At 60.2% G+C, this 21,762-nt stretch carries 20 protein-coding genes; 13 read left to right on the forward strand and 7 right to left on the reverse strand.

Features of this window, described 5'->3' with window-relative positions:
• Positions 1-180: 180 nt before the first annotated feature.
• The 3 genes from aptA to ade all read left to right on the forward strand — a co-directional run bounded on the left by aptA (position 181) and on the right by ade (position 3,902).
• Complete coding sequence (gene aptA / locus GA0061103_RS13090) at positions 181-1,509, forward strand: omega-aminotransferase AptA (RefSeq protein WP_092711782.1); 1,329 nt, start codon at positions 181-183, stop codon at positions 1,507-1,509.
• A 122-nt stretch (positions 1,510-1,631) separates the two neighbouring features.
• Positions 1,632-2,036, forward strand: a complete 405-nt coding sequence (locus GA0061103_RS13095) for an endonuclease domain-containing protein (protein WP_092711784.1) — start codon at positions 1,632-1,634, stop codon at positions 2,034-2,036.
• Between the two features lie 168 nt (positions 2,037-2,204).
• Positions 2,205-3,902 carry an adenine deaminase gene (gene ade / locus GA0061103_RS13100; protein ID WP_092711786.1) on the forward strand — a complete coding sequence of 566 codons (1,698 nt, stop codon included), beginning with the start codon at positions 2,205-2,207 and terminating at the stop codon, positions 3,900-3,902.
• Here ade and bglA read toward each other — a convergent pair whose 3' ends face one another.
• Positions 3,903-5,549 (reverse strand): beta-galactosidase BglA, encoded by a 1,647-nt coding sequence (gene bglA / locus GA0061103_RS13105; RefSeq protein ID WP_092711788.1) that lies wholly within the window; start codon positions 5,547-5,549, stop codon positions 3,903-3,905.
• 292 nt (positions 5,550-5,841) lie between these two features.
• Here bglA and GA0061103_RS13110 point away from each other — a divergent pair, with 292 nt between their 5' ends.
• The 7 genes from GA0061103_RS13110 (at position 5,842) to GA0061103_RS13140 (ending at position 13,537) form a co-directional block, all read left to right on the forward strand.
• A complete protein-coding gene (locus tag GA0061103_RS13110) occupies positions 5,842-7,422 on the forward strand; it encodes a peptide ABC transporter substrate-binding protein (RefSeq protein WP_092711790.1) in 1,581 nt (526 codons plus the stop codon).
• 51 nt (positions 7,423-7,473) lie between these two features.
• Positions 7,474-8,397 (forward strand): ABC transporter permease subunit, encoded by a 924-nt coding sequence (locus tag GA0061103_RS13115; RefSeq protein WP_092711792.1) that lies wholly within the window; start codon positions 7,474-7,476, stop codon positions 8,395-8,397.
• Positions 8,394-9,311 carry an ABC transporter permease subunit gene (locus GA0061103_RS13120; RefSeq protein ID WP_092711794.1) on the forward strand — a complete coding sequence of 306 codons (918 nt, stop codon included), beginning with the start codon at positions 8,394-8,396 and terminating at the stop codon, positions 9,309-9,311. Before GA0061103_RS13115 ends, GA0061103_RS13120 begins: the two co-directional genes overlap by 4 nt.
• 1 nt (position 9,312) lies before the next feature.
• Complete coding sequence (locus GA0061103_RS13125; RefSeq protein WP_092711796.1) at positions 9,313-10,308, forward strand: ABC transporter ATP-binding protein; 996 nt, start codon at positions 9,313-9,315, stop codon at positions 10,306-10,308.
• Positions 10,301-11,287 carry an ABC transporter ATP-binding protein gene (locus GA0061103_RS13130; RefSeq protein WP_092711798.1) on the forward strand — a complete coding sequence of 329 codons (987 nt, stop codon included), beginning with the start codon at positions 10,301-10,303 and terminating at the stop codon, positions 11,285-11,287. The genes GA0061103_RS13125 and GA0061103_RS13130 overlap by 8 nt, the downstream gene beginning before the upstream one ends.
• 99 nt (positions 11,288-11,386) lie before the next feature.
• The gene (locus GA0061103_RS13135) at positions 11,387-12,304 is read left to right on the forward strand and encodes a sugar kinase (protein ID WP_092711800.1); all 918 of its coding nucleotides are present in this window, start codon (positions 11,387-11,389) and stop codon (positions 12,302-12,304) included.
• Positions 12,305-12,427: 123 nt separating this feature from the next.
• Positions 12,428-13,537: a glycosyltransferase family 4 protein gene (locus GA0061103_RS13140; RefSeq protein ID WP_092711802.1), complete on the forward strand. Its 1,110-nt coding sequence runs from the start codon at positions 12,428-12,430 to the stop codon at positions 13,535-13,537.
• Between the two features lie 60 nt (positions 13,538-13,597).
• Here the strand turns inward: GA0061103_RS13140 and GA0061103_RS13145 are convergent, their stop codons facing one another.
• The gene (locus GA0061103_RS13145) at positions 13,598-13,843 is read right to left on the reverse strand and encodes a class I SAM-dependent methyltransferase (RefSeq protein ID WP_245304746.1); all 246 of its coding nucleotides are present in this window, start codon (positions 13,841-13,843) and stop codon (positions 13,598-13,600) included.
• A gap of 189 nt (positions 13,844-14,032) precedes the next feature.
• On the opposite strand from GA0061103_RS13145, the gene GA0061103_RS13150 reads away from it, so the two are divergent.
• Positions 14,033-14,473: a MarR family winged helix-turn-helix transcriptional regulator gene (locus tag GA0061103_RS13150; protein WP_092711804.1), complete on the forward strand. Its 441-nt coding sequence runs from the start codon at positions 14,033-14,035 to the stop codon at positions 14,471-14,473.
• Between the two features lie 40 nt (positions 14,474-14,513).
• Here GA0061103_RS13150 and der read toward each other — a convergent pair whose 3' ends face one another.
• The 3 genes from der to GA0061103_RS13165 all read right to left on the reverse strand — a co-directional run bounded on the left by der (position 14,514) and on the right by GA0061103_RS13165 (position 17,315).
• On the reverse strand, positions 14,514-15,941 hold the full coding sequence (gene der, locus GA0061103_RS13155; RefSeq protein WP_092711806.1) for a ribosome biogenesis GTPase Der: 1,428 nt from the start codon (positions 15,939-15,941) through the stop codon (positions 14,514-14,516).
• Between the two features lie 11 nt (positions 15,942-15,952).
• A complete protein-coding gene (locus GA0061103_RS13160; RefSeq protein WP_092711808.1) occupies positions 15,953-16,636 on the reverse strand; it encodes a tetratricopeptide repeat protein in 684 nt (227 codons plus the stop codon).
• 97 nt (positions 16,637-16,733) lie between these two features.
• Positions 16,734-17,315, reverse strand: coding sequence for an NnrU family protein (locus GA0061103_RS13165; RefSeq protein WP_092711810.1), 582 nt, complete (start codon positions 17,313-17,315; stop codon positions 16,734-16,736).
• A gap of 179 nt (positions 17,316-17,494) precedes the next feature.
• Here GA0061103_RS13165 and GA0061103_RS13170 point away from each other — a divergent pair, with 179 nt between their 5' ends.
• Positions 17,495-18,475, forward strand: coding sequence for a polysaccharide deacetylase family protein (locus tag GA0061103_RS13170; RefSeq protein ID WP_092711812.1), 981 nt, complete (start codon positions 17,495-17,497; stop codon positions 18,473-18,475).
• A gap of 215 nt (positions 18,476-18,690) precedes the next feature.
• Here GA0061103_RS13170 and sbmA read toward each other — a convergent pair whose 3' ends face one another.
• Entirely contained in the window at positions 18,691-19,956 is a 1,266-nt protein-coding gene (gene sbmA, locus GA0061103_RS13175) for a peptide antibiotic transporter SbmA (protein WP_092711813.1), read from the reverse strand.
• A 428-nt stretch (positions 19,957-20,384) separates the two neighbouring features.
• On the opposite strand from sbmA, the gene GA0061103_RS13180 reads away from it, so the two are divergent.
• Positions 20,385-20,969 (forward strand): PadR family transcriptional regulator, encoded by a 585-nt coding sequence (locus tag GA0061103_RS13180; protein ID WP_092712787.1) that lies wholly within the window; start codon positions 20,385-20,387, stop codon positions 20,967-20,969.
• Positions 20,970-20,978: 9 nt separating this feature from the next.
• On the opposite strand, the gene map is transcribed toward GA0061103_RS13180, so the two are convergent.
• Positions 20,979-21,731 carry a type I methionyl aminopeptidase gene (gene map, locus GA0061103_RS13185; protein WP_092711815.1) on the reverse strand — a complete coding sequence of 251 codons (753 nt, stop codon included), beginning with the start codon at positions 21,729-21,731 and terminating at the stop codon, positions 20,979-20,981.
• Positions 21,732-21,762 lie beyond the last annotated feature (31 nt).

The following is a 21,762-nucleotide window of genomic DNA, read 5'->3' on the forward strand; positions in this document are numbered from 1 at the left end:
GCCTGGCGCCGTCGGCATGCCGCGATCCAATCCCTGCCGGATACCAGCCTCCCTCCCCCGACCCTATCTTTGCCTTGACGCAAAAAGGCCGGCTGATAATTTGACCAAGCAGTAAATATAATCGCGCGGCGCGGCGCCGCGGTCGGGTAACAGGCCCCCGAATGGCCATTGGAGAACAGCATGTCGGACCGTTTGAATGCCACCCCCAACGATTTGCGCGCCTTCTGGATGCCGTTTACGGCCAACCGCCAGTTCAAGAAGGAACCGCGCCTCTTCGTCAGCGCCAAGGATATGTACTACACCACCCACGACGGTCGGCAGGTACTGGACGGAACGGCGGGTCTGTGGTGCGTGAACGCGGGACACTGCCGCCCCAAGATCACGGAGGCGATCCGCCAGCAGGCAGGCGAACTCGACTATGCCCCGGCCTTCCAGCTTGGCCATCCCAAGGCCTTCGAGCTGGCGAACCGGCTGGTCGACATTGCGCCGGAGGGCATGGACCATGTTCTCTATACCAATTCCGGTTCGGAATCGGTCGAAACCGCGCTCAAGGTCGCGCTTGCCTATCACCGCGTGAAGGGCAATGGTTCACGCTTCCGTCTCATCGGCCGCGAGCGTGGCTATCACGGCGTCAATTTCGGCGGCATTTCCGTAGGCGGCATCGTCACCAACCGCAAGATGTTCGGCACACTGCTGACTGGCGTCGACCACATGCCGCACACGCATGTTCCCGGCAAGAACGCCTTCACGCGTGGCGAGCCAGAGCATGGCGGCGATATCGCCACCGAGCTTGAGCGCATCGTCACGCTGCACGACGCCTCGACCATCGCTGCCGTCATCGTCGAGCCGATTGCCGGCTCCACCGGCGTATTGATCCCGCCGAAGGGCTATCTACAGAAGCTGCGCGAAATCTGCACCAAGCACGGCATCCTGCTGATCTTCGATGAGGTCATCACCGGCTTCGGCCGCCTTGGCGCGCCCTTTGCCGCCCAATATTATGATGTGAAACCGGATATCATCACGACCGCCAAGGGCCTGACCAATGGCGTTATCCCGATGGGCGCGGTCTTCGTCACCTCGGAGATCCATGACGCCTTCATGCAGGGACCCGAACACATGATCGAGTTCTTCCACGGCTACACCTATTCCGGCAACCCGATCGCCTCTGCCGCGGCGCTTGCGACGCTCGACACCTATAAGGAAGAAGGCCTTCTCACGCGCGCGGCCGAACTTTCCGACTACTGGGCCGACGCCCTGCATTCGCTCAAGGACTGCCCGAACGTCATCGACATCAGAAACACTGGCCTGATCGGCGCCATCGAACTCGACCCGATCGCCGGCGAGCCCACCAAGCGCGCCTTCACCGCTTTCCTCAAGGCCTACGAAAAGGGCCTGCTGATCCGCACCACCGGCGACATCATCGCGCTTTCGCCGCCACTCATCATCGAAAAGCACCACATCGACGAACTGTTCGGCAAACTGAGAGAGATCTTGCAGAATAATACCTGAAGCGGCTACAGCGCGCCCTCACCTCAATGAGGCAAAGTGACATCGGCGAATTCGCGAACGTCCCCTCTCCCCGCCTGCGGGGAGAGGGTTAGGGGGAGGGGCTTTTTCCAACGGACACCGAGATGCGCGGCCCAGAACCTAAAACAACAAATCGCGCACGCAGCCTTCGGCAAGTGGACAATGATGCCGAAGCGAAACTTTGGTCGGAGCTGCGCAACCGACGACTGAACAGTTTCAAATTCGTTCGGCAGTTTCCAGTCGGTCCCTACTTCGCCGATTTTGCCTGTCGGGAACGCTGTCTGGTGATCGAGATCGATGGCAGCCAACATGCAGTCAGCGGGCGTGACACAATCCGCGACGAATTCATGACGGCAAAGAGCTGGTCCGTCGCTCGCTTCTGGAACATTGACGTCATTGCAGACATGCCATCCGTGCTCGACACCATCGTTGCAATCTGCGAGGACCGATTGACCGAAGCCGTAATAGCCCGCGATTTCAAGTTTCTTCCGGCTGCGTCTTCGAAGTAGCCCCTCACCCCAGCCCTCTCCCCGCAAGCGGGGAGAGGGAGCCTTCACGTCTCGCCGTATGAAACACAGCTCTATCAACATATTCGGACAGATCCCCTCTCCCCGTAAAACGGGGAGAGGGCTAGGGTGAGGGGCAATACGGAATCAAAGTAGATGCAGGAAAACACCATGACCACCAAACTCGAACGCTATATCGACCAGGGCGTTGGCCGGGAGCCAGCGGATATCGTGCTGAAGAACGGCCGGTTCTTCGATCTGGTGACGGGCGAGCTGGTTGCTTCGGACATCGCCATCTGCGGCGATCGCGTCGTTGGCACTTTCGGTGATTATCAGGGGCGCAAAGAGATCGATATTGCCGGCCGCGTCGTCGTACCGGGCTTCATCGACACGCATCTCCACATAGAATCCTCGCTGGTAACGCCGCTCGAATTCGACCGCTGCGTCCTTCCCTACGGCGTCACCACAGTCATCTGCGATCCGCATGAAATCGCCAACGTGCTCGGCACCGAGGGCATACGCTACTTCCTCGACTGTTCGCTGGAAACCATCATGGATATCCGCGTCCAGCTTTCCTCCTGCGTGCCCGCGACGCATCTGGAAACCTCCGGCGCCGATCTGCCGATCGAGAAACTCCTGCCCTTCCGCAATCATCCGCAGGTGATCGGCCTTGCCGAATTCATGAATTTCCCCGGCGTGGTCCATAAGGATCCCGTCTGCATGGCGAAGCTCGAGGCCTTCCAGGGCGGCCATATCGACGGCCATGCGCCACTGCTGCGCGGCAACGATCTCAACGGCTATCTCGCCGCCGGCATCCGCACCGAACATGAGTCCACCACCGCCGAAGAGGCACTCGAAAAGATCCGCAAGGGCATGCATGTGCTGGTGCGCGAAGGCTCCGTCTCCAAGGATCTGCACGCGTTGATGCCGATCATAACCGAGCGCCTGTCGCCGCATCTGGCACTCTGCACCGACGACCGCAATCCGCTTGATATCGCCGAACAGGGCCATCTCGATTACATGATCCGCACGGCGATCGCACATGGCGTCGAGCCGCTGGCAATCTATCGCGCCGCCTCCATCTCCGCCGCCCGCGCCTTCGGCCTGCGCGACCGCGGCCTGGTGGCGCCCGGCTGGCGCGCCGATCTCGTCATCGTCGACAGCCTGGAGAACTGCAAGGCCGAGATGGTCTTTTCCGCCGGCAGGCGGGTGACGGCCGAGCTGTTTGCCACGCGCGGTACCATTGCGCCGGTCGGCCTCGATAGCGTCAAGGCCCGCCCGATCAACGCCGCCGATTTCGGCGTGCCGGTCACCGAAGGCGAAAGCTCCGTCATTGGCGTGACGCCCGGCAAGATCATCACCCAACATTGCCGCTATCGCCTGCCGACCAACGGCAACCAGACCGATATCGACCTCGGCAACGACATCATCAAAGTCGCCGTCATCGAACGGCACGGCAAGAACGGCAACCACGCCAACGGCTTCGTCCAAGGTTTTGGTTTGAAGAAAGGCGCGATCGCCTCCACAGTCGGCCATGACAGCCACAATATCTGCGTCGTCGGCGTCAATGAGGATGACATGGCGCTCGCCGCCAACCGCCTCAGCGATATCAACGGCGGCTTCGTCGTCGTCGAGGATGGCGTCGTGACAGGTGAAATCGCCCTGCCCGTCGCCGGCCTGATGAGCCTCGAGCCCTATGAAAGTGTGCGCGACACGCTGCACCACTTGCGCCAGGCAGCCTATGCCCTTGGCGCGACGCTGGAAGAACCCTTCCTGCAGCTCGCCTTCCTGCCCCTGCCCGTCATCCCGCATCTGAAGATATCGGACAAAGGCCTGGTCGATGTCGACAAGTTCATGCTGATCGGCTGATCAGGCGAGCTTGCCGCAATAAACATCAAGCGCGGCAAGCGCCACCGTCGCCCCGGCATCAGCCGTACCAAACCCTGGCATGGCGATCGTCTTGCCAAGCTTGATATCCTCGGGCAAGGCAACCTTCACAGGCTTGCGGGAGAGATTGAAGATGAAGAGCAGCGTCTCCTCTCCCTTGGAGCGCGTGAAAGCGAGGACATCCTCCTCGGTATCAAGAAAGGTCATGTCGCCATCGCGCAATGCGGCATGTTCTGCACGGAAGGCCAGCGTCCGCTGATAGTGATGCAGTACGGAATCCGCGTCCACCTCCTGCTTGTCGACCGCAAGCGCCGCATGCTGGTAGGGAACCGGCAACCATGATTTCTCGGCCGTCGTAAAGCCGGCATGGGCGCGGCTCGCTTCCCAGGGCATGGGCGTGCGGCATCCGTCACGCCCCTTGAAGGCCGGCCAGAAGCGAATGCCGTAGGGATCGCGCAGATCCTCGAAGGCAAGCTCCGCCTCGGGCAGGCCGAGCTCTTCCCCTTGATACAGGCAGATCGAGCCGCGTAACGTCGAAAGCAGAGAGATCGCAAGCTTCGCAACGCGCGGCTGCTCTTCTTCCGTTTTGGCAAAGCGGCTGACATGGCGCTGAACGTCGTGGTTGGAAAAGGCCCAGCAGACCCAGCCGTCGACAACATTGTCCTGGAAGTCGCTGACACAACGGCGGAAATGCGCCGGCGTGAAATCAGGCCCCAAAAGATCGAACGTATAGCACATGTGCAGCTTGTCGCCGCCGCTGGTATAGGCGGCCACCGTCTCCAGCGAGCGCGCGCCGTCGCCCACTTCGCCGACAGTCGTGCGGTTCTCGTATTGGTCGAGCAATGCGCGGAAGCGCTTCAGGAAACCGATATTCTCCGGCTGCGTCTTGTCGTAGAGGTGGTTCTGCATACCGTAAGGGTTGCTTTCGGGTGCATCGAGCCCGCCCGTCGCGACGAGCGCCGGCGGATTGTCGCGAAGCTTCTTGTCGCAGAAATAGTAGTTGACCGTATCCAGGCGGAAACCGTCGACACCCCGGTCCAACCAGAATTTGACGGCCGCCAACACCGCGTCCTGAACCTCCTGGCTATGAAAGTTTAGATCCGGCTGCGATGTCAGGAAGTTGTGCTGGTAATATTGCCGGCGCACGCCGTCCCATTCCCAGCCGGGGCCGCCGAAGATCGACAGCCAGTTGTTCGGCGCCGTCCCATCCGGCTTCGGATCAGCCCAGACATACCAATCCGCCTTGGGATTGTCGCGGCTTGCCCGGCTCTCCACGAACCAGAGATGCCGGTCCGACGTATGCGAGATCACCTGGTCGATAATGACCTTGAGCCCGAGCTCGTGCGCTGCCGCCATCATCTCATCGAAATCGGCAAGCGTGCCGAAGATCGGATCGACGTCGCAATAATCGGCGACGTCGTAGCCCATGTCGGCCATCGGCGAGGTGAAGAACGGCGCCAGCCAGATTGCGTCGACCCCGAGTGCGGCAATGTGAGGCAGGCGTCGGGTAATGCCCTTGATGTCGCCAAGGCCGTTGGCATCCGTGTCCTGAAACGACCGCGGATAGACCTGATAGATCACTGCCCCGCGCCACCAGTCGGCTCCCGCCGCTTTATTCGTCGATTTCATCAAACCGCCTCGATATCGCACAAGGCCTTCCAGTTTGCACACTCGGGCTCAAGCGGCAAGCCGCAATCGGCCACCTGAGAAGCTCAACCACCGGGCGGATAAATTCGCAGTATCAATTTTAGCGAATTATCAATATGAAAGTTCACACGCTAAGCATGCCCGACTTTTTTTAACTTGAAAGCGACGTCGCTTTCGATAATTTCGCGCATTGACCTGCACGTACAGGTCACCTGCGGGATCAAGAATACCCTTGTAAAACAAGGACAATAACTCCAGAAAGGTGGGAAAACATATGACTCATATCACCAGGAAATTTATCGCTGCTGCCTTCGTCAGCACGATATTGAGCGTTTCTGCGCACGCTGCCACACTGAATATCCACAACGGCGGCGACCCGACTTCGCTCGATCCGCAAAAAATTTCCGGCGATTGGGAAAACCGCATCGACGGCGATATCTTCGAAGGTCTGGTGACCGAAGATCCCAAGGACAATCCAATTCCCGGCCAGGCTGCCAGCTGGACCATTTCCCCCGACCAGAAGGTCTATACCTTCAAGCTGCGTGACGGCATCAAGTGGTCTGACGGCCAGCCGGTTACAGCTCAGGACTTCGTCTTTGCCTTCCAGCGCCTCATGGATCCGAAGACGGCCGCCCAGTACGCCTATCTGCAGTACACGATCCTGAACGCGGAAAAGATCAACAAGGGCGAGATCAAGGATCCGACCCAGCTCGGCGTCAAGGCGATCGACGACAAGACGCTCGAAATCACGCTTGAGAACCCCACTCCTTACTTCCTCAATGCTCTGATGCACTATACGGCCTACCCGCTGCCGAAACATGTCGTCGAAGCCAAGGGCGATGCATGGGTCAAGATCGAGAACATCGTGACCAACGGCCCGTACAAGCCGGTCGAATGGGTCCCTGGCTCGCACGTCTCCAACGTCAAGAACGATCAGTATTACGACGCCAAGGACGTAAAAATCGACAAGGTGAACTTCTACACGCTGGAAGATCAGGCCGCCGCTCTGAAGCGCTATCGCGCCGGCGAATTCGACATTCTCACCTCCTTCCCAGCCGACCAGTACGACTGGATCCAGAAGAACCTGCCCGGTCAGGCGCATGTGGTGCCGTTCCTTGGCACATACTATTACGTCCTGAACGCCACCAAGCCGCCCTTCAACGACAAGCGCGTCCGCCAGGCTCTCTCCATGGCCGTCAACCGCGAAGTCATCGGTCCGAAAATCCTCGGCACCGGCGAATTGCCGATGTATTCCTGGGTCCCGCCGGGCACGGCGAACTACGGCGAACCGGCCTATGTCAGCTGGAAGGATGAGCCCTACAAGCAGAAGGTCGAAGAGGCCAAGAAGCTGCTGAAGGAAGCTGGCTTCGGCCCTGACCATCCGCTGAAGGCACAGCTGCGCTACAACACCAACGACAACCACAAGCGCATCGCCGTTGCGATCGCCGCCATGTGGAAGCCGCTCGGCGTCGATATCGAGCTCTACAACACCGAAACCAAGGTGCATTACGATGAAATGCAGCGCGGTGAGGTGCAGATCGGCCGTGCCGGCTGGCTCGCCGACTATAACGACCCGATCAACTTCCTGAATCTGCTGTCCACCGGCGTCGAGATGAACTACGGCCGCTGGAGCAACAAGGACTATGATGCCCTGATCAAGCAGGGCAATGAAGAGATCGACCTGAAGAAGCGCGCCGAAATCTACAAGAAGGCCGAGCAGCTGGCCCTCGACGACAGCGCGGCTATCCCGATCTACTACTACGTTTCCCAGAACATCGTCGCCCCGAAGGTCCAGGGCTTCGTCGACAACATCCAGGACATCCACCGCACGCGCTGGCTGTCGGTTAAAGAATAATTGGGAACAGGCTCCCTCCCGGACACAACCGGGAGGGAGCCGTCTAAGACCATGTTTGGCTACGCTCTCCGTCGTTTGCTGTCGACAATCCCCGTTCTATGGATTGCCGTGACAGTGTGCTTTTTCATTTTGCGCCTCGCTCCCGGCGGCCCCTTCGATGGCGAAAGGCCATTGCCGCCGGAAGTCAAAGCCAACCTCGCGGCTCACTACAACCTCGATAAGCCCCTGGTTGAGCAATACCTGATCTATGTCGGCGACGTCATGAAGGGCGACCTTGGCCCCTCCTTCGCCAATCAGGACTTCACCGTCACCCAGCAGATCATGTCCGGCTTCCCCTACACGCTGACCATTGGCGGCTCCGCATTCGTTCTCGCAACCGTCGTCGGCATCTTCATAGGCTGTCTTGGCGCGCTCTATCAGAACCGCGCGGCCGACTACTGGCTGGGCGGCGGCCTCCTTATCGGCCTGGTCATGCCGAGCTTTTTGATCGCTCCGATCCTCCAGCTCATCTTCGGCAATACGCTCGGCTGGCTGCCAGTCGGCGGCTGGGGCGACGGCTCCGTCAAGTTCCTGATCCTGCCTATCATCGTCCTGACGCTGCCGCACGCAGCACGCATCTCACGCCTGATGCGTGGTTCGATGATCGAGGTAATGAGCCAGAACTTCATCCGCACCGCCAAGGCCAAAGGTATCGGCCCGCGGCTGACGATCATGCGGCACGCATTGAAGCCGGCCATGATGCCCGTCGTCTCCTATCTCGGACCGGCGGCAAGCTACCTGCTCACCGGTTCGCTGGTCGTCGAAAGCATTTTCGGCCTCCCCGGCGTCGGCCGCTACTTCGTCGGAGCGGCGCTGAACCGAGACTACGGCATGGTTCTCGGCACGGTCATTTTCTACATGGTCCTGATCGTGGTCCTCAACCTGCTGGTCGACATCGCCTACGCCTGGCTCGATCCGAAAGTGAGAATGCGATGATCCTCAATTCCGCCAAGAGAGAATTGCTGGAAGCGGAATTGCTTTCGGCAGAGGGGCTCGCCCCCAAGGGGCGCTCCCTCACCGGCGACGCGATGCGCCGCCTGCTGCGCAACAAGGCAGCGGCACTTTCGCTGATCGTGCTGGCAGTATTGGTTCTGGTCGCCATATTCGGCCCGTATTTCCTGCCCTTCAACTACGAAGATCCGGACTGGAATTCGTTCCGCGGCGCGCCTGACTTTGCCGCCGGCCATTATTTCGGCACCGATGGCAACGGCCGCGACCTTCTCGCCCGCACGCTCTACGGCACGCGCGTTTCGCTGACCGTTGCCCTGGTGGCAACGCTTGTCTCCGTTGTGATCGGCGTGCTTTACGGCGCCGTCGCCGGCTATTTCGGCGGCCGCGTCGACGCCATCATGATGCGCTTCGTCGATATCATGTACGCCCTGCCCTACGTGCTCTTCGTCATCCTCCTGATGGTGATCTTCGGCCGTAACGTCTATCTGCTGTTTGCAGCGATCGGCGCGCTGGAATGGCTGACCATGGCCCGTATCGTGCGCGGCCAGACCCTGTCGATCAAGCAGCGGGAATTCATCGAAGCCGCACGCGCCTCCGGGCAACGGTCATTCAAGATTATCCTCAGGCACATCGTGCCGAACCTCGTCGGCCCGGTCGTCATCTATGCGACACTGACCATCCCGGAAATCATCGCGACGGAAAGCTTCCTCTCCTATCTCGGCTTCGGCGTCCAAGAGCCGCTGACCTCGCTCGGCACGCTGATTGCCGAAGGGTCTGCCGGCATGGAGACGACGCCCTGGTTGCTGTTCTTCCCGGCCGGGTTCCTGGTCGCGCTGCTGATGAGCCTGCTCTTCATCGGCGACGGTCTGCGCGACGCTTTCGATCCGAAGGATCGCTGACATGACAGACACACTTCTCGAACTTAAAGACTATTCGATCACCTTCCGCACGCCCGAGGGCGAAGTGGCGGCGGTCTCGAAGATGAACCTCAAGATCGGCCGCGGCGAACGCATCGCCATCGTCGGCGAATCCGGTTCCGGCAAGAGCCAGACCTTCCTCGGTCTGATGGGCCTGCTTGCCAAGAACGGCCGCACCAGCGGCCAGGCGCTGCTTGACGGCAAGGACCTCTTGACCTTGAAACCGCGTGAACTCGACCATGTGCGCGGCAAGGACATGGCCATGGTCTTCCAGGACCCGATGACCGCCCTTAATCCGTCACTGCGCATATCCAGGCAATTGACAGAACAACTCGAGGTTCATGGCGGCCTGACGGCGCGTGCTGCCTCGGCAGCGGCGCTCGACATGCTGAAGCGGGTCGGCATCCCTGACCCGACGCGGCGCTTCAACCTCTATCCGCACGAGCTTTCGGGCGGCATGCGCCAGCGTATCGTCATCGCCATGGCGTTGCTCACCAAACCGAAGTTGCTCATCGCCGACGAGCCGACGACGGCGCTCGACGTGACGATCCAGGCGCAAATCCTCGATCTTTTCAACGAGTTGACGGCGGAAATGCACACGGCGCTTATCATGATTACCCATGACCTCGGCGTCGTCGCCGGCCTCGCCGATCGCGTTGCCGTCATGTATGCCGGCCGCATCGTCGAGGAAGCACCGGTGGAAGAGCTATACGAAAGCCCGGCTCATCCCTATACGGCAGCGCTCCACTCGGCGATCCCGCGCCCCGACCAGGATGTCGACGATCTCACCGTCATTCCGGGACGTCCGCCGAACCTGATGCACCTGCCGCGTGGCTGCGCCTTCTCGCCGCGCTGTGCCCATGTGCAGGACGACTGTCTGGATGCGGCACCGCCGCTCGATCCGCTGGCGCCACGCCGTTGCGCAGCCTGCTTCCATCCCCTTTCGGCTGATCAGGAACGGAGCCTCGTCCATGGCTGAGCAAACGCTTCTGAAAGTCGAACATCTGACCACCGAATTCGAGCTGCCGTCGAAATCCTTCTTCAAGCCGCCGCTGATCCTCACGGCGGTCAATGACGTCAGTTTCGAGTTGAAGACCGGTCGCACGCTCGGCATCGTCGGCGAATCCGGCTGCGGCAAGTCCACGCTCGGCCGCTCCATCCTGCGGCTGATCAAGGCGCAGAAGGGGCGCATCCTCTGGCAGGGCGGCAACCTGCTCGATCTCACGGAAGAGGAAATGCGCGCCGCACGCCGCGACATGCAGATCATCTTCCAGGATCCGATCGCCTCGCTCGATCCGCGCATGACCGTCGGCGACATCATCGCCGAGCCGCTGACCGTCTTCGAGCCGAAGCTGAGCCGCGCGCAGCGGCAGGATCGCGTTCGCGAGATCATGGCGGCGGTCGGCCTCGTGCCGGAAATGATCAACCGCTACCCGCACGAATTCTCGGGCGGCCAGGCGCAGCGCATCGGCATCGCCCGCGCCGTGATCACCCGTCCGAAGCTCATCATCTGCGACGAACCAGTCTCGGCGCTCGACGTCTCGATCCAGGGTCAGGTCATCACGCTCCTGCGCCGTCTGCGCAAGGAATTCGGCCTAACCCTGATCTTCATCAGCCACGACCTCTCCGTCGTGCGCCTGATCTCGGACGACGTGCTGGTGCTCTATCTCGGCAAGGTGGTGGAAGCGGGCGAGGCCGCGACGGTCTTCGATCATCCGGCCCATCCCTATACGCAGGCGCTGTTTTCTGCGGCCCCCATCCCCGACCCGAAGCTGGCGCGCGGCCGCGAGCGCATCCGCCTGCAGGGCGATCCGCCCTCGCCGCTCAACCCGCCGCCGGGTTGCGTCTTCTCGCCCCGCTGCTGGAAGGCGACGGATGTCTGCCGCACGAAAATGCCGCCGACCGAACAGGTGCGCCCGGGCCAGACGGCGGCCTGCTATCACATGGACCGGCCGTAAAGCTGCCCCAAGAAAAGTGGACGGCGACAGTCGCCGTCCACCTTGCCCCAGCCGCTGCTTGCGCGTATGCAGCACCAAGACAAAATGCAGGAGGCAGTTTTGGGCGGGCGTTTTCTTTCGATCGGCGAGTGCATGGTGGAACTGTCGCAGGCCGATGACGGACATCTGCGCAAAGGCTTTGCCGGCGATACATTCAACACCGCCTGGTATGCCCGTGCCTGCCTGCCCGCAGACTGGTCGATCGATTATTTCACCGCACTCGGCGACGATGCCATGTCCGACGAAATGGTCACCTTCATGGATGGTGCCGGCATCGGCACGGACAGCATCCGCCGCCTTCGCGGCAAGACGCCCGGTCTCTACATGATCAACCTGAAGGACGGCGAGCGCTCCTTCAGCTATTGGCGCGACAGTTCCGCTGCCCGCCAGCTTGCAGCCGACGGTGATGCTTTGCGCATCGCAATCGAAGCCTCTGACGTGCTTTACTTTTCCGGCATCACGCTGGCGATCCTGTCGCGCGAAGACGCCTTCACGCTTCTTGCAGAGCTGCGCCGCGCCAAGGCGGCCGGCAAGCTCGTCGCCTTCGATCCGAACCTGCGCCCGCGCCTCTGGTCGAGCCTGGACGCCATGCACACCATGATCTCGGAAGGTGCGCGGGCTGCGACGCTCGTCATGCCGAGCTTTGACGACGAGGCCATCCATTTCGGTGATGATTCAATTGCCACGACCATTCGCCGCTACCGGCAATACGGGGCCAATATGGTCGTGGTCAAAAATGGCCCTGACGGCGCAACCATCGGCGATGGCACCGATGAGACTCTCGTTCCGGCGGCCAAGGTCAGCAAGGTCATAGATACGACCAGCGCCGGCGACAGTTTCAACGGTGCATTTCTGGCGCATTACCTGCAGCACCAGGATGCGGTCGCCGCCGCCGGCTTCGCAGCCAAGATCGCAGCAAAGGTCATCCAGGAATACGGTGCACTCGTCGCTCCTGAAAAGCTGAAATCCATCCGCTAAACGCTGTAATATTTCCATCATGGACACCCCCCACAATAGAGTGGGCGCGGGAATCATGTTTGAAACACCGCAATCGCTGGCACCGTCATCATGAGGATGCGGTGCGGATGGACTGTTTTGGGCATGTTGCAACGCTTGTCAGACATCGATCAAACCACCTGGGCGCAGGCGGCGACACCTGTCGCGGTGCCCGAACGGCTGCTCATCGTCAGCGATGCCTGGCATCCGCAAGTCAACGGCGTCGTCCGCTCGATCGAGAACACCAATCGCGAACTGACGCGCATGGGCGTCGAAGTTTCGATGATCACGCCGGACGGCTTTCGCAACATCCCCTGCCCGACCTATCCGGAAATCCGGCTTTCGATCGCCAGCTATCGCAAGATCGCCGCAAGAATAGAAGCACTCCGGCCGACTTATGTCCACATTGCCACCGAGGGTCCCCTCGGGCTCACGGCAAGGCGCTGGTGCCTGAAAAACGGCATGCCTTTTTCCACGAGCTATCACACCCGCTTTCCGGAATATGTGGCCGCGCGTTTGCCGATACCGGAAAGCTGGCTCTACGCCTTCGTCAAATGGTTTCACAATGCCGGCTACGGCTGCATGGTGGCGACACCAAGCCTTGCGAGCGAACTGAAGCTGCGCGGCATCCGCAATCTGCTGCCCTGGAGCCGTGGGATCGATTCCCACCTCTTCCGTCCCCAACCACTTGACGACAAACCCTTCGGCCTGCCCCGTCCGATCTTCATGACCGTCGGCCGGGTTGCGCTGGAAAAGAACCTGCCCGCCTTCCTCGATCTCGACCTGCCTGGATCGAAAGTGGTGGTTGGCGATGGGCCAGCGCGGGCAGAATTGCAGAAGCTCTATCCGGATGTGCATTTTCTGGGAGCGAAGTTCGGCGAGGAGTTGGCCCATGCCTATTCCCAGGCCGACGTCTTCGTCTTCCCATCGAAGACGGACACCTTCGGCAACGCCATTCTGGAAGCGCTCGCGAGCGGCGTTCCGGTCGCGGCCTATCCGGTTACCGGCCCCGCGGACATCCTGGGGGAAGACAGGACAGCCGGCGTGGTAGACGCGGATCTGGCGACAGCCTGCCTTGCTGCACTCTCCTGCTCCCGCGATGCTGCGCGCGCACTGGCACTCAACTATTCCTGGGAGGCCGCGACGGCGCAATTCATCGGCAATGTCCGGATTGCCAATCACCGAGGCCGGCTGCACGTCCACAACGAACATTGAATTCTCGGATGATCGGCATCGCCGGTGAAATTGCAGACCGGCCTCACATGCCGTCAACGATCACCGCACTGCCCTGCCGGCATAGCATAACCCTGCATGAGGATTGGATAGCTGCGTCTTATCCAGCACGATGAAGCCCGCATCTAGCAATGGAGCGATGAGTGTCATTTGGTTCTTATCTTTGGACCACCATTTATGCCATTCGATCACCATGGCATTGATCGACCCGAAAAGACCGCGCCTCGCCAGAGCCTCGAAAATTCCAAACTCCGATCCCTGGCAATCCATTTTGATGACGAGATCCATGTTGGCGCTTCGAGCGCGTTCGGCAAGCGGCCCGATGACGCCGGCCGCTTCCTTGATATGGATCGTCTCCGGCCTGCCCCGTCGGGCCGCCTTTCCAAAAAGCAGAAGAAACCCATAGCCCGAGCATAAATTTGGGTGTACAATTATTTATCGCACGACTTACATTAGACCTCTCAGGGAGTACTTGAGATGACCGACGACCCGTTAAAGCTGGATAACTTCATCTGCTTCGCGCTCTATTCGGCGAACCATGCGATGAACCGCCTATATAAACCCATGCTGGACGCGCTCAACCTCACCTATCCGCAATATCTTGTCATGGTGACGCTATGGGAAGAAGACGGCCAGACCGTTGGCGGCATCGGTGAAAAGCTGTTCCTGGAATCAAGCACACTGACACCGTTGTTGAAGCGCCTGGAGGCCGCCGGCTTCATCAAGCGCATCCGCAGCAAGGAAGACGAGCGCCAGGTGCTGATTCAGCTGACCAGCGAAGGCAAGGCGCTGAAGAAGAAAGCCGCAACCGTTCCGCCGTGCATTCTCGATGCCACCGAGCAGACGGTCGATGAACTGGCACGGCTGAAGGCGGAAATCACGACGCTGCGCGAGGCGCTCAGCAGGAACGCCGCCTGATTTGAAGCGCGCCCATATCCCGATGGGGCGCTTCAGCGAATTATCGCTTCTTTTTGTTTTCGTAAGGATTTTCCGACGAGCGGAAATGGATGCGGATCGGCACTCCCGGCATGGCGAAATCTGCACGCAGACCATTGATCAGGTAGCGCACATAGGAATCCGGCAGCGCATCCGAGCGCGTGCAGGAAATCATGAAGGCCGGCGGTCGCGCCTTTACCTGTGTCATGTATTTCAACTTGATGCGGCGGCCGGATACCGCCGGTGGCGGATGCTGAACCTGCTGCGTCTCGAGCCAGCGGTTGAGACGTGCGGTCGAGACACGCTTGTTCCAGACCTTGTCGGTATCGACGATTGCCTGCATCAGGCGATCAAGCCCTTCGCCCGTCTGACCGGCAATCGGAATGGCGCGGATGCCGCGCGCCTGCGGTAATAGCCGATCGGTCTTTTCACGAAGATCGGCGAGCACGGCCTGCCGATCCTCGATCATGTCCCACTTGTTGAAGGCAAGCACGGCGGCGCGTCCTTCGCGGATCACGAGATCGACGATCTGCAGATCCTGCTTCTCAAAGGGAATGGTCGCATCGAAGATGATGACGACTGTCTCGGCAAAGCGGATCGCGCGCAATGTATCGGCGACGGACAGCTTTTCCAGCTTCTCGGTCACTTTCGCCTTGCGGCGCATGCCGGCGGTATCGAACATCTTGACGGTACGGCCGCGCCAGCTCCAGTCGACGGAGATGGAATCGCGCGTGATGCCAGCTTCCGGGCCGGTCAGCAGCCTGTCTTCGCCGAGGAACCGGTTGATGAGCGTCGACTTGCCGGCATTCGGGCGGCCAACGATCGCCACGCGCAGCGGCCGCGTTTCGTCATAGGCGGGCTCTTCGTCGATCTCCTCGCCATCTTCACCGACAGCCGGGCGCGGAATGCTGACATTCGTCTCGGCCTCGTCTTCCTCTTCCGGGAAAGCGCGCTCGGGACCGATCGCCTCTACGATCGCGTCACGCAGATCCATCATGCCCTGGCCATGTTCGGCCGAGATCGGGCAAGGTTCACCGAGACCGAGCGTATAGGCATCGTAAAAGCCGCTGTCGGAACCGCGCGCTTCGGATTTGTTGGCAACGAGCACCACCGGCCGGCCACGCTTGCGCAGCATTTCGGCAAGCGTCTTGTCGACATGGGTCAGGCCCATCTTGGCATCGACGACGAACAGCGTCAGGTCGGCTTCGTCGATCGCCGCTTCCGTCTGGGCGCGCATGCGGCCCTGAAGCGATTCATCCTGAGCCTCCTCAAGACCGGCCGTATCGACGATGCGAAAACGGAGATCGATCAGCTTGGCATCGCCGGGACGGCGGTCACGCGTCACACCCGGCGTATCGTCGACGAGCGCCAGCTTCTTGCCAACCAGACGGTTGAACAGCGTGGACTTGCCGACATTCGGGCGACCGACGATCGCGACCGTAAAACTCATTGAGCGATCCTTCAGCCTTTTGCGACCGGAGCCTTGCCGGATGCAGTGATGAGATCGAGCAGCATCTGGGCACGGTTGGCAACGTTGCGCGGGCTCTGCGGATCATCGACGATCGCCTGGAACCACTGCCGGGCCTTCACGAAATCGCCGGCCTTGTAAGCGGCAAGACCGAGAACGTCGCGTGCCGAATGGCGGAAGGCATCAGCCGGAACGGCCAGTTCCTGGGCTTCGGCGGCAACCTGATCGTAAGTGCCGGTATCGACGAGCAGATAGGCAGCGCGCAAGCGGGCCGCATTACGGATAACGACCGGGAGGTCCGTCTGCTTGCCGACCGCCGAGAACGTCGCGATGGCAGCGGCCTTGTCTCCCTTCTGGGCCTGCAACGTCGCAGCGCGCAGGCGGGCCAGCACCGGATAGGAGCCAGGGCCACTCTTTTCGATGGCAGCGAATGCGGCCAGCGCTTCATCCGTCTTGTTCTGATCGGCAAGCGTCAGCGCGGCAAGGAACTGATCACCGCCGCTGCCGGCCTGATTGCCGGCCCAATAGCGATAGCCGCTATAAGCCGCGGTGCCGAGAACGACGAGCACGGCAGCCCCGATGATGAGCTTGCCAAAACGGCGCCATATGAACCGCAGCTGGTCCGAGCGCAGTTCCTCGTTCACCTCGCGGATGAAGCTATCGTCATTGAATGCCATTCTTGTCTCCGGCCCAGGCCAAATAGTTCAAAGCTTAGGTTTAGTGGGGCCTTCTACTCCATTTTGCGCCTGATGTAAGGGGGAATGGCAGAAATCGTCACATAACGAGCGGCGAAACCCCGATAATCCACGCATGAAGCTTCCAAATGATCAAGGCCCAGACGATAGCACCGATGACGATCGCATAAAGATCATATTTCGCCGAAACGAAGGGACGCAGGGTAATTTCGCCGGCACGCTCGCGCCGCTTCAGCGAAATGCGAAGGATCACGCCCCAGGCGAGGAAGGCGGCAAAGAGCAGCATCGCCGCGCCGTCGCCGTTGGACAGAAGATGCGCCAGCGCCCAGATCTTCACCGAAAGCACCATCGGATGCTTGGTTCGGACCGCGATATGCCCCGCCGGCAGCAGCGAGGCGACAAGACAGATCAGAGCGAAAAGCATCAGCAGGATGGTGATGTGACTCATCCAGAACGGCGGCGTCCAGATCGGGTTCATGTCGCGCGCCTGACCGAAGCCGTAGATCAGCACGACCAGCGCCACGATGCTGGCAACCGAATAGGCCCCCTTCCAGCCGCCCTCGCCCAAACTCGCAATCATCGAGCTTCTGAGGCCAGGGGCGACGACACGGATCAGATGGAGGCCGAGAAAGAGAACAATGCCGAGAATGAGCAATGCCATGGATGAGATCCTTTATGGTCTTGTAGTCACATCCTTATCGGCTGCCGTAAAAAAATACCAGCATCACCGCAGCTTCGCCGCATTTGCACGAAAGGAAGGAAGCGACCCCGAGCGCGCCATCCGATATCGCTGGACGATCCCTGGCAAGCCGTGCTCGACCCAATCAATATTCGGTGCCCATGTTTCGCTTTGCTACCTGTCTCTCCGTCGCCATTTCCCTGGGCCTACCCGCCGCCGCCCAGGCCGATGGCAAGCCCAAGCAACTCGTGATGATCTCCTTCGATGGCGCTCATGACAATGCGCTCTGGACCAAGAGCCGTGAGATCGCTTCGCGCAATGGTGCCCATTTCACCTATTTCCTCTCTTGCACCTTCCTGATGAACAAGACGCAGGCCAAGGCCTATCAGGGGCCAAAGCAGCGTGTCGGCAAATCCAACGTCGGCTTTGCCAAGAGCGAGGACGATGTGCGCACGCGCATCGCCAACATCTGGGGCGCGCATCAGGAAGGCCACGACATTTCCAGTCACGCCTGCGGCCATTTCGATGGCAAGGGCTGGAGCGCCGCTGACTGGAAGCAGGAATTCATGAATGCCCGCATCGCCCTTCGCGACGCCTGGAAGAATGTCGGCCTTGCCGACAAGGAACCGCAGGGCTGGGAAGATTTCGCCACCAATGACGTTAGGGGATTCCGCGCGCCTTATCTCTCCACCAGCGACGGCCTCGTGCCGGCGGAAAAGGAGATGGGCTTCCAGTATGATGCAAGCCTGGTCACCAAAGGCCCTGCCCTGCCGCAGGTGGTTGACGGCATCTATCGCTTCGGCCTGCCGTTGATCCCTGAAGGTCCCGAGCAACGCCTGGTCATCGGTATGGACTACAATCTCTATGTCCGCCATTCCAAGGGCGCCGAGGACAAGGCCAACGCCAAGACCTATGAAGACCGCACCTTCGATGCCTTCGAAGCCGCCTTCAACAAGCAGTATGACGGCGAGCGCATCCCGCTGCAGTTGGGTTTCCATTTCGTCGAAATGAACGACGGCGCCTATTGGCGCGCCCTCGACCGCTTTGTCAGCGATGTCTGCCACAAGCAGGATGTCGCCTGCGTCAGCTATACCGAGGCGATCCCGCTAATCACGGCAAGAGGCAAGCCGCAGCAGGGGTAGAGGCCATCTTGCCAAGCGTGCCCGATTTCCGAGGTTTCACCATACGCACTCGTGGTTCGAGACGACCCTTCGGGCCTCCTCACCATGAGCCCCCCTCGCAAGGCCACATATTGCACCGGCTTCACGCAACAGCGCTCTCCATCCTCACCCTGAGCTTGTCGAAGGGCGCGGATGGCCCAATCTTCTAATCAATGAAAAGATCAGACCTTTTGCCGTCAGCCATCGGCGTGAATGACGCCTGCTTCACGCTCCAAATAGCGCTGATCGATCGGCGGCAGCGGTTCGTCATAGATAGCGGCCTCGAAGGCCTTTAGACGCTTGTGGATCGACAGAAGCTCGATGATCGTCGTCCAGGAGCTGACGAGATACTGGAAGGAGTTGCTGACCTGGCCGAAGGCCGTGGCGATCTGCTGCCAGATGCCGAGCGTAATCTTGTGCGCGACGAAAGTCGGCACCAGCACGAAATAGAGGAAGATCGCGTCGAGCTGACCGTAGGAATAGCGAGCGACGTTAAAATAGGCATAGTGGAAGTACATGCGGAAATAGTTGCGGCGAACGTTTGAAAAGAGTTCCTTCATGGTGGGCGGCTGTGCGCGATCTTCGCGATCCTCGCCGTAAACAAGCTCTTTTCGGTAGGCCGCCTCGACACGCTGGTTACGGAAGTTCAGCCCCGGAAGTTTGATCCCGAAAAGCGCGAGCAGGAACGTACCGAACACCGACCAAATCAGCGCCAGCCAAACGAGCGAATAGGGAATTGCGCCGATAATCGGCAGATCGGTTACGTATTTCGACAGTTCTAGCAGGATCGGCAGGAAGACGATGAGCGTCATGACGGAGCCGATTAGGCTGACGCCGAGCCCTTCTAGGTTGGTTGCAAAACGCATCGTATCTTCCTGGACGCGCTGCGATGCGCCTTCGATGTGCCGAAGCTTCTCCCATTTCGACATGTAGAAATTGTTCATCGCCCAACGCCAGCGGAAGAGATAGTGGCTTAGGAAAAACGATGAAATGACGCTGACCGCGACCCCCACCAGGCCAAGTTGCGTGAATGCCCACAGCAATCCATAAAAATCGCCATCCGTAACACCGGGCTTTCCACCGAGCGCATTTTGCAGGAGGTCGAAGAAAGGCCGGCGCCACACGTTCACCGCCACGTCGATCTGAACACCGAAATAAGTGATGAAGACGATGAAAGCAGAGCCCCACACGGACCAGGCGATCCAGGGGTTGCTCTTCGAAATCACATGCCAAAAACCGCAAAAGACCGCGGCGCAGAGAATAAAGTAAAGGTAAAACAAGAAATTAGTAGGAGCAACAAAGAACGCCGCCCCGACCGGCTGCTGTTCTTCCGCCAATGGAGGAAAGCCCATGGACGCTACGACCTGTGCGCCGACAAAGTACCATAGGAAGACGCAGACGAGCGCCCAGACGACCGCTGAGGAAAAAAACAGTCTCGGATTCGGGAAGAAAGAATGGAACACGGGAGATAAGCTTCCTTGATCTGGTTCGAACGACCGCAATGGCGTCAATTTGTGGCGAGCCTAGGACAGTTCGCCGGGAGCGGCAACCGCCAGCGGCCTATTCTTACGTAGATGTAATCGCTTATCCCATGATCGTGATGCAGTTGTTCAGCGGCGAATTTTCACCCATTGGATGAGCGCCTCCCCTATACGGTCGCACCTTCTCCTCCAATCCATCCCATCTGCAGTCCGTCCCCTTGCAGAATTCTATCTTACGATATATATCTTACGACATGACTAACGATACAAACTCTCACACTTCAAGGAGAAACGACATGAGAGGTTTTAGAGATCGCCACATGTTCGGAGATGGCTTTGACATCGTCGAGGCATATATCCTACGACATGGCCGAGGCCGTGAATCGCACGGCGAGCACAGGAGAGACTTCATGAGAGGCTTCAAGGGCGGCATGTTCGGCGGCGGGTTTCGCACCGGCCGCAAGTTCGATGCAGCCGACCTGCAGCTCATCATCCTCGCCCTGCTCTCCGAGCAGCCGCGCCACGGCTACGAACTGATCAAGACTTTCGAGGAGCGCTCCGGCGGTTTCTATGTTCCGAGCCCGGGCGTCATCTACCCGGCGCTGACCTATCTCGAGGAGACCGGCCAGGCCGAAGTCGAGGTGAGCGGCACGAAGAAGCTTTACCGCATCACCGAAAGCGGCCAGAAACGCGTCGACGACAACCGAGATCTGGTCGAGGTAACGCTCGCCAAGCTCACCTCCATCGGCGAGAAGATGGCTCGCGTCCGCGAGGTTTTCGATGGTGGCGATGAGGATGGCCGCGACAATCCGTTCGATCGCCATGGCGCCGGCGATGTCCATCGCGCCCGCCACCTGCTGCGTTCCGCACTGCGTTCGAAGTTCCCCTGGAGCAAGGCCGAAGGCCTACGCATCGCGGCAATCCTCGAACACGCCGCCGCCGAGATCATCCGCGGCGAAACGAAAGGCCAGGACGAACCGAAATCCGACGATTGAGCCGGCGCCTTAGGCGCCCGGCAATGTCAGGATGATCGGTCCGTTGCGGGTAGCGATGATCGTGTGTTCGTACTGGACCGTCGGCGCCTGCGGATCGGCATAGAGCGTCCACGCATCGTCGCCGCCCTCTGCCCATGTCGCACCGAGTGACAGGAATGGCTCGACGGTGAAGACCAGGCCGTCGTCCATGATCCGGGTCTCGGAAGGGTCCGCCCAGGTGGAAACCTCGGCGGGCTCTTCGTGCAGCGAGCGGCCGATGCCATGGCTGGCGAGATTGGCGATCAGCGTGTAGCGGTTCTTCTGCGCGAAGGCGCCGACGGCCTGCCCGATCTTCGCAAGCGGCGCGCCGCTCTTCACCTGATTGAGGCCGACCCAGAGCGCACGCTTACCGTCCCGGCACAGGCGTTCGATCTTCGGCTTGACCGGCGGCACGGTAAATGAGGCTCCGGTATCGGAGAAGAAACCATCCTTCTCGGCCGATACATCCAGATTGACCAGATCCCCTGCCTTGATGACGCGCGGGCCGGGAATGCCGTGGGCAACTTCCTCATTGACGCTGATGCAGGTCGCGCCGGGAAACTTGTAGACCAGCTCCGGCGCCGATTGAGCGCCGGCATCCTCGAGCACCTTGCGGCCGATGGCATCAAGTTCCAGCGTGGTGATGCCCGGCTCCAGCGCGGCCGCCATGGCCTGCAGCGCATTGGCGCAGATGCGGCCGATATCTTTCAGTTTGGTCAGTTCTTCTTCGGTCGAAACGATCATCTACGGCTTCCGGCACCCCCGCACTCTCGGC

Origin of the sequence: Martinezella multihospitum, assembly GCF_900094585.1 — a bacterium.
Classification (GTDB): Bacteria; Pseudomonadota; Alphaproteobacteria; order Rhizobiales; family Rhizobiaceae; genus Rhizobium; species Rhizobium multihospitium.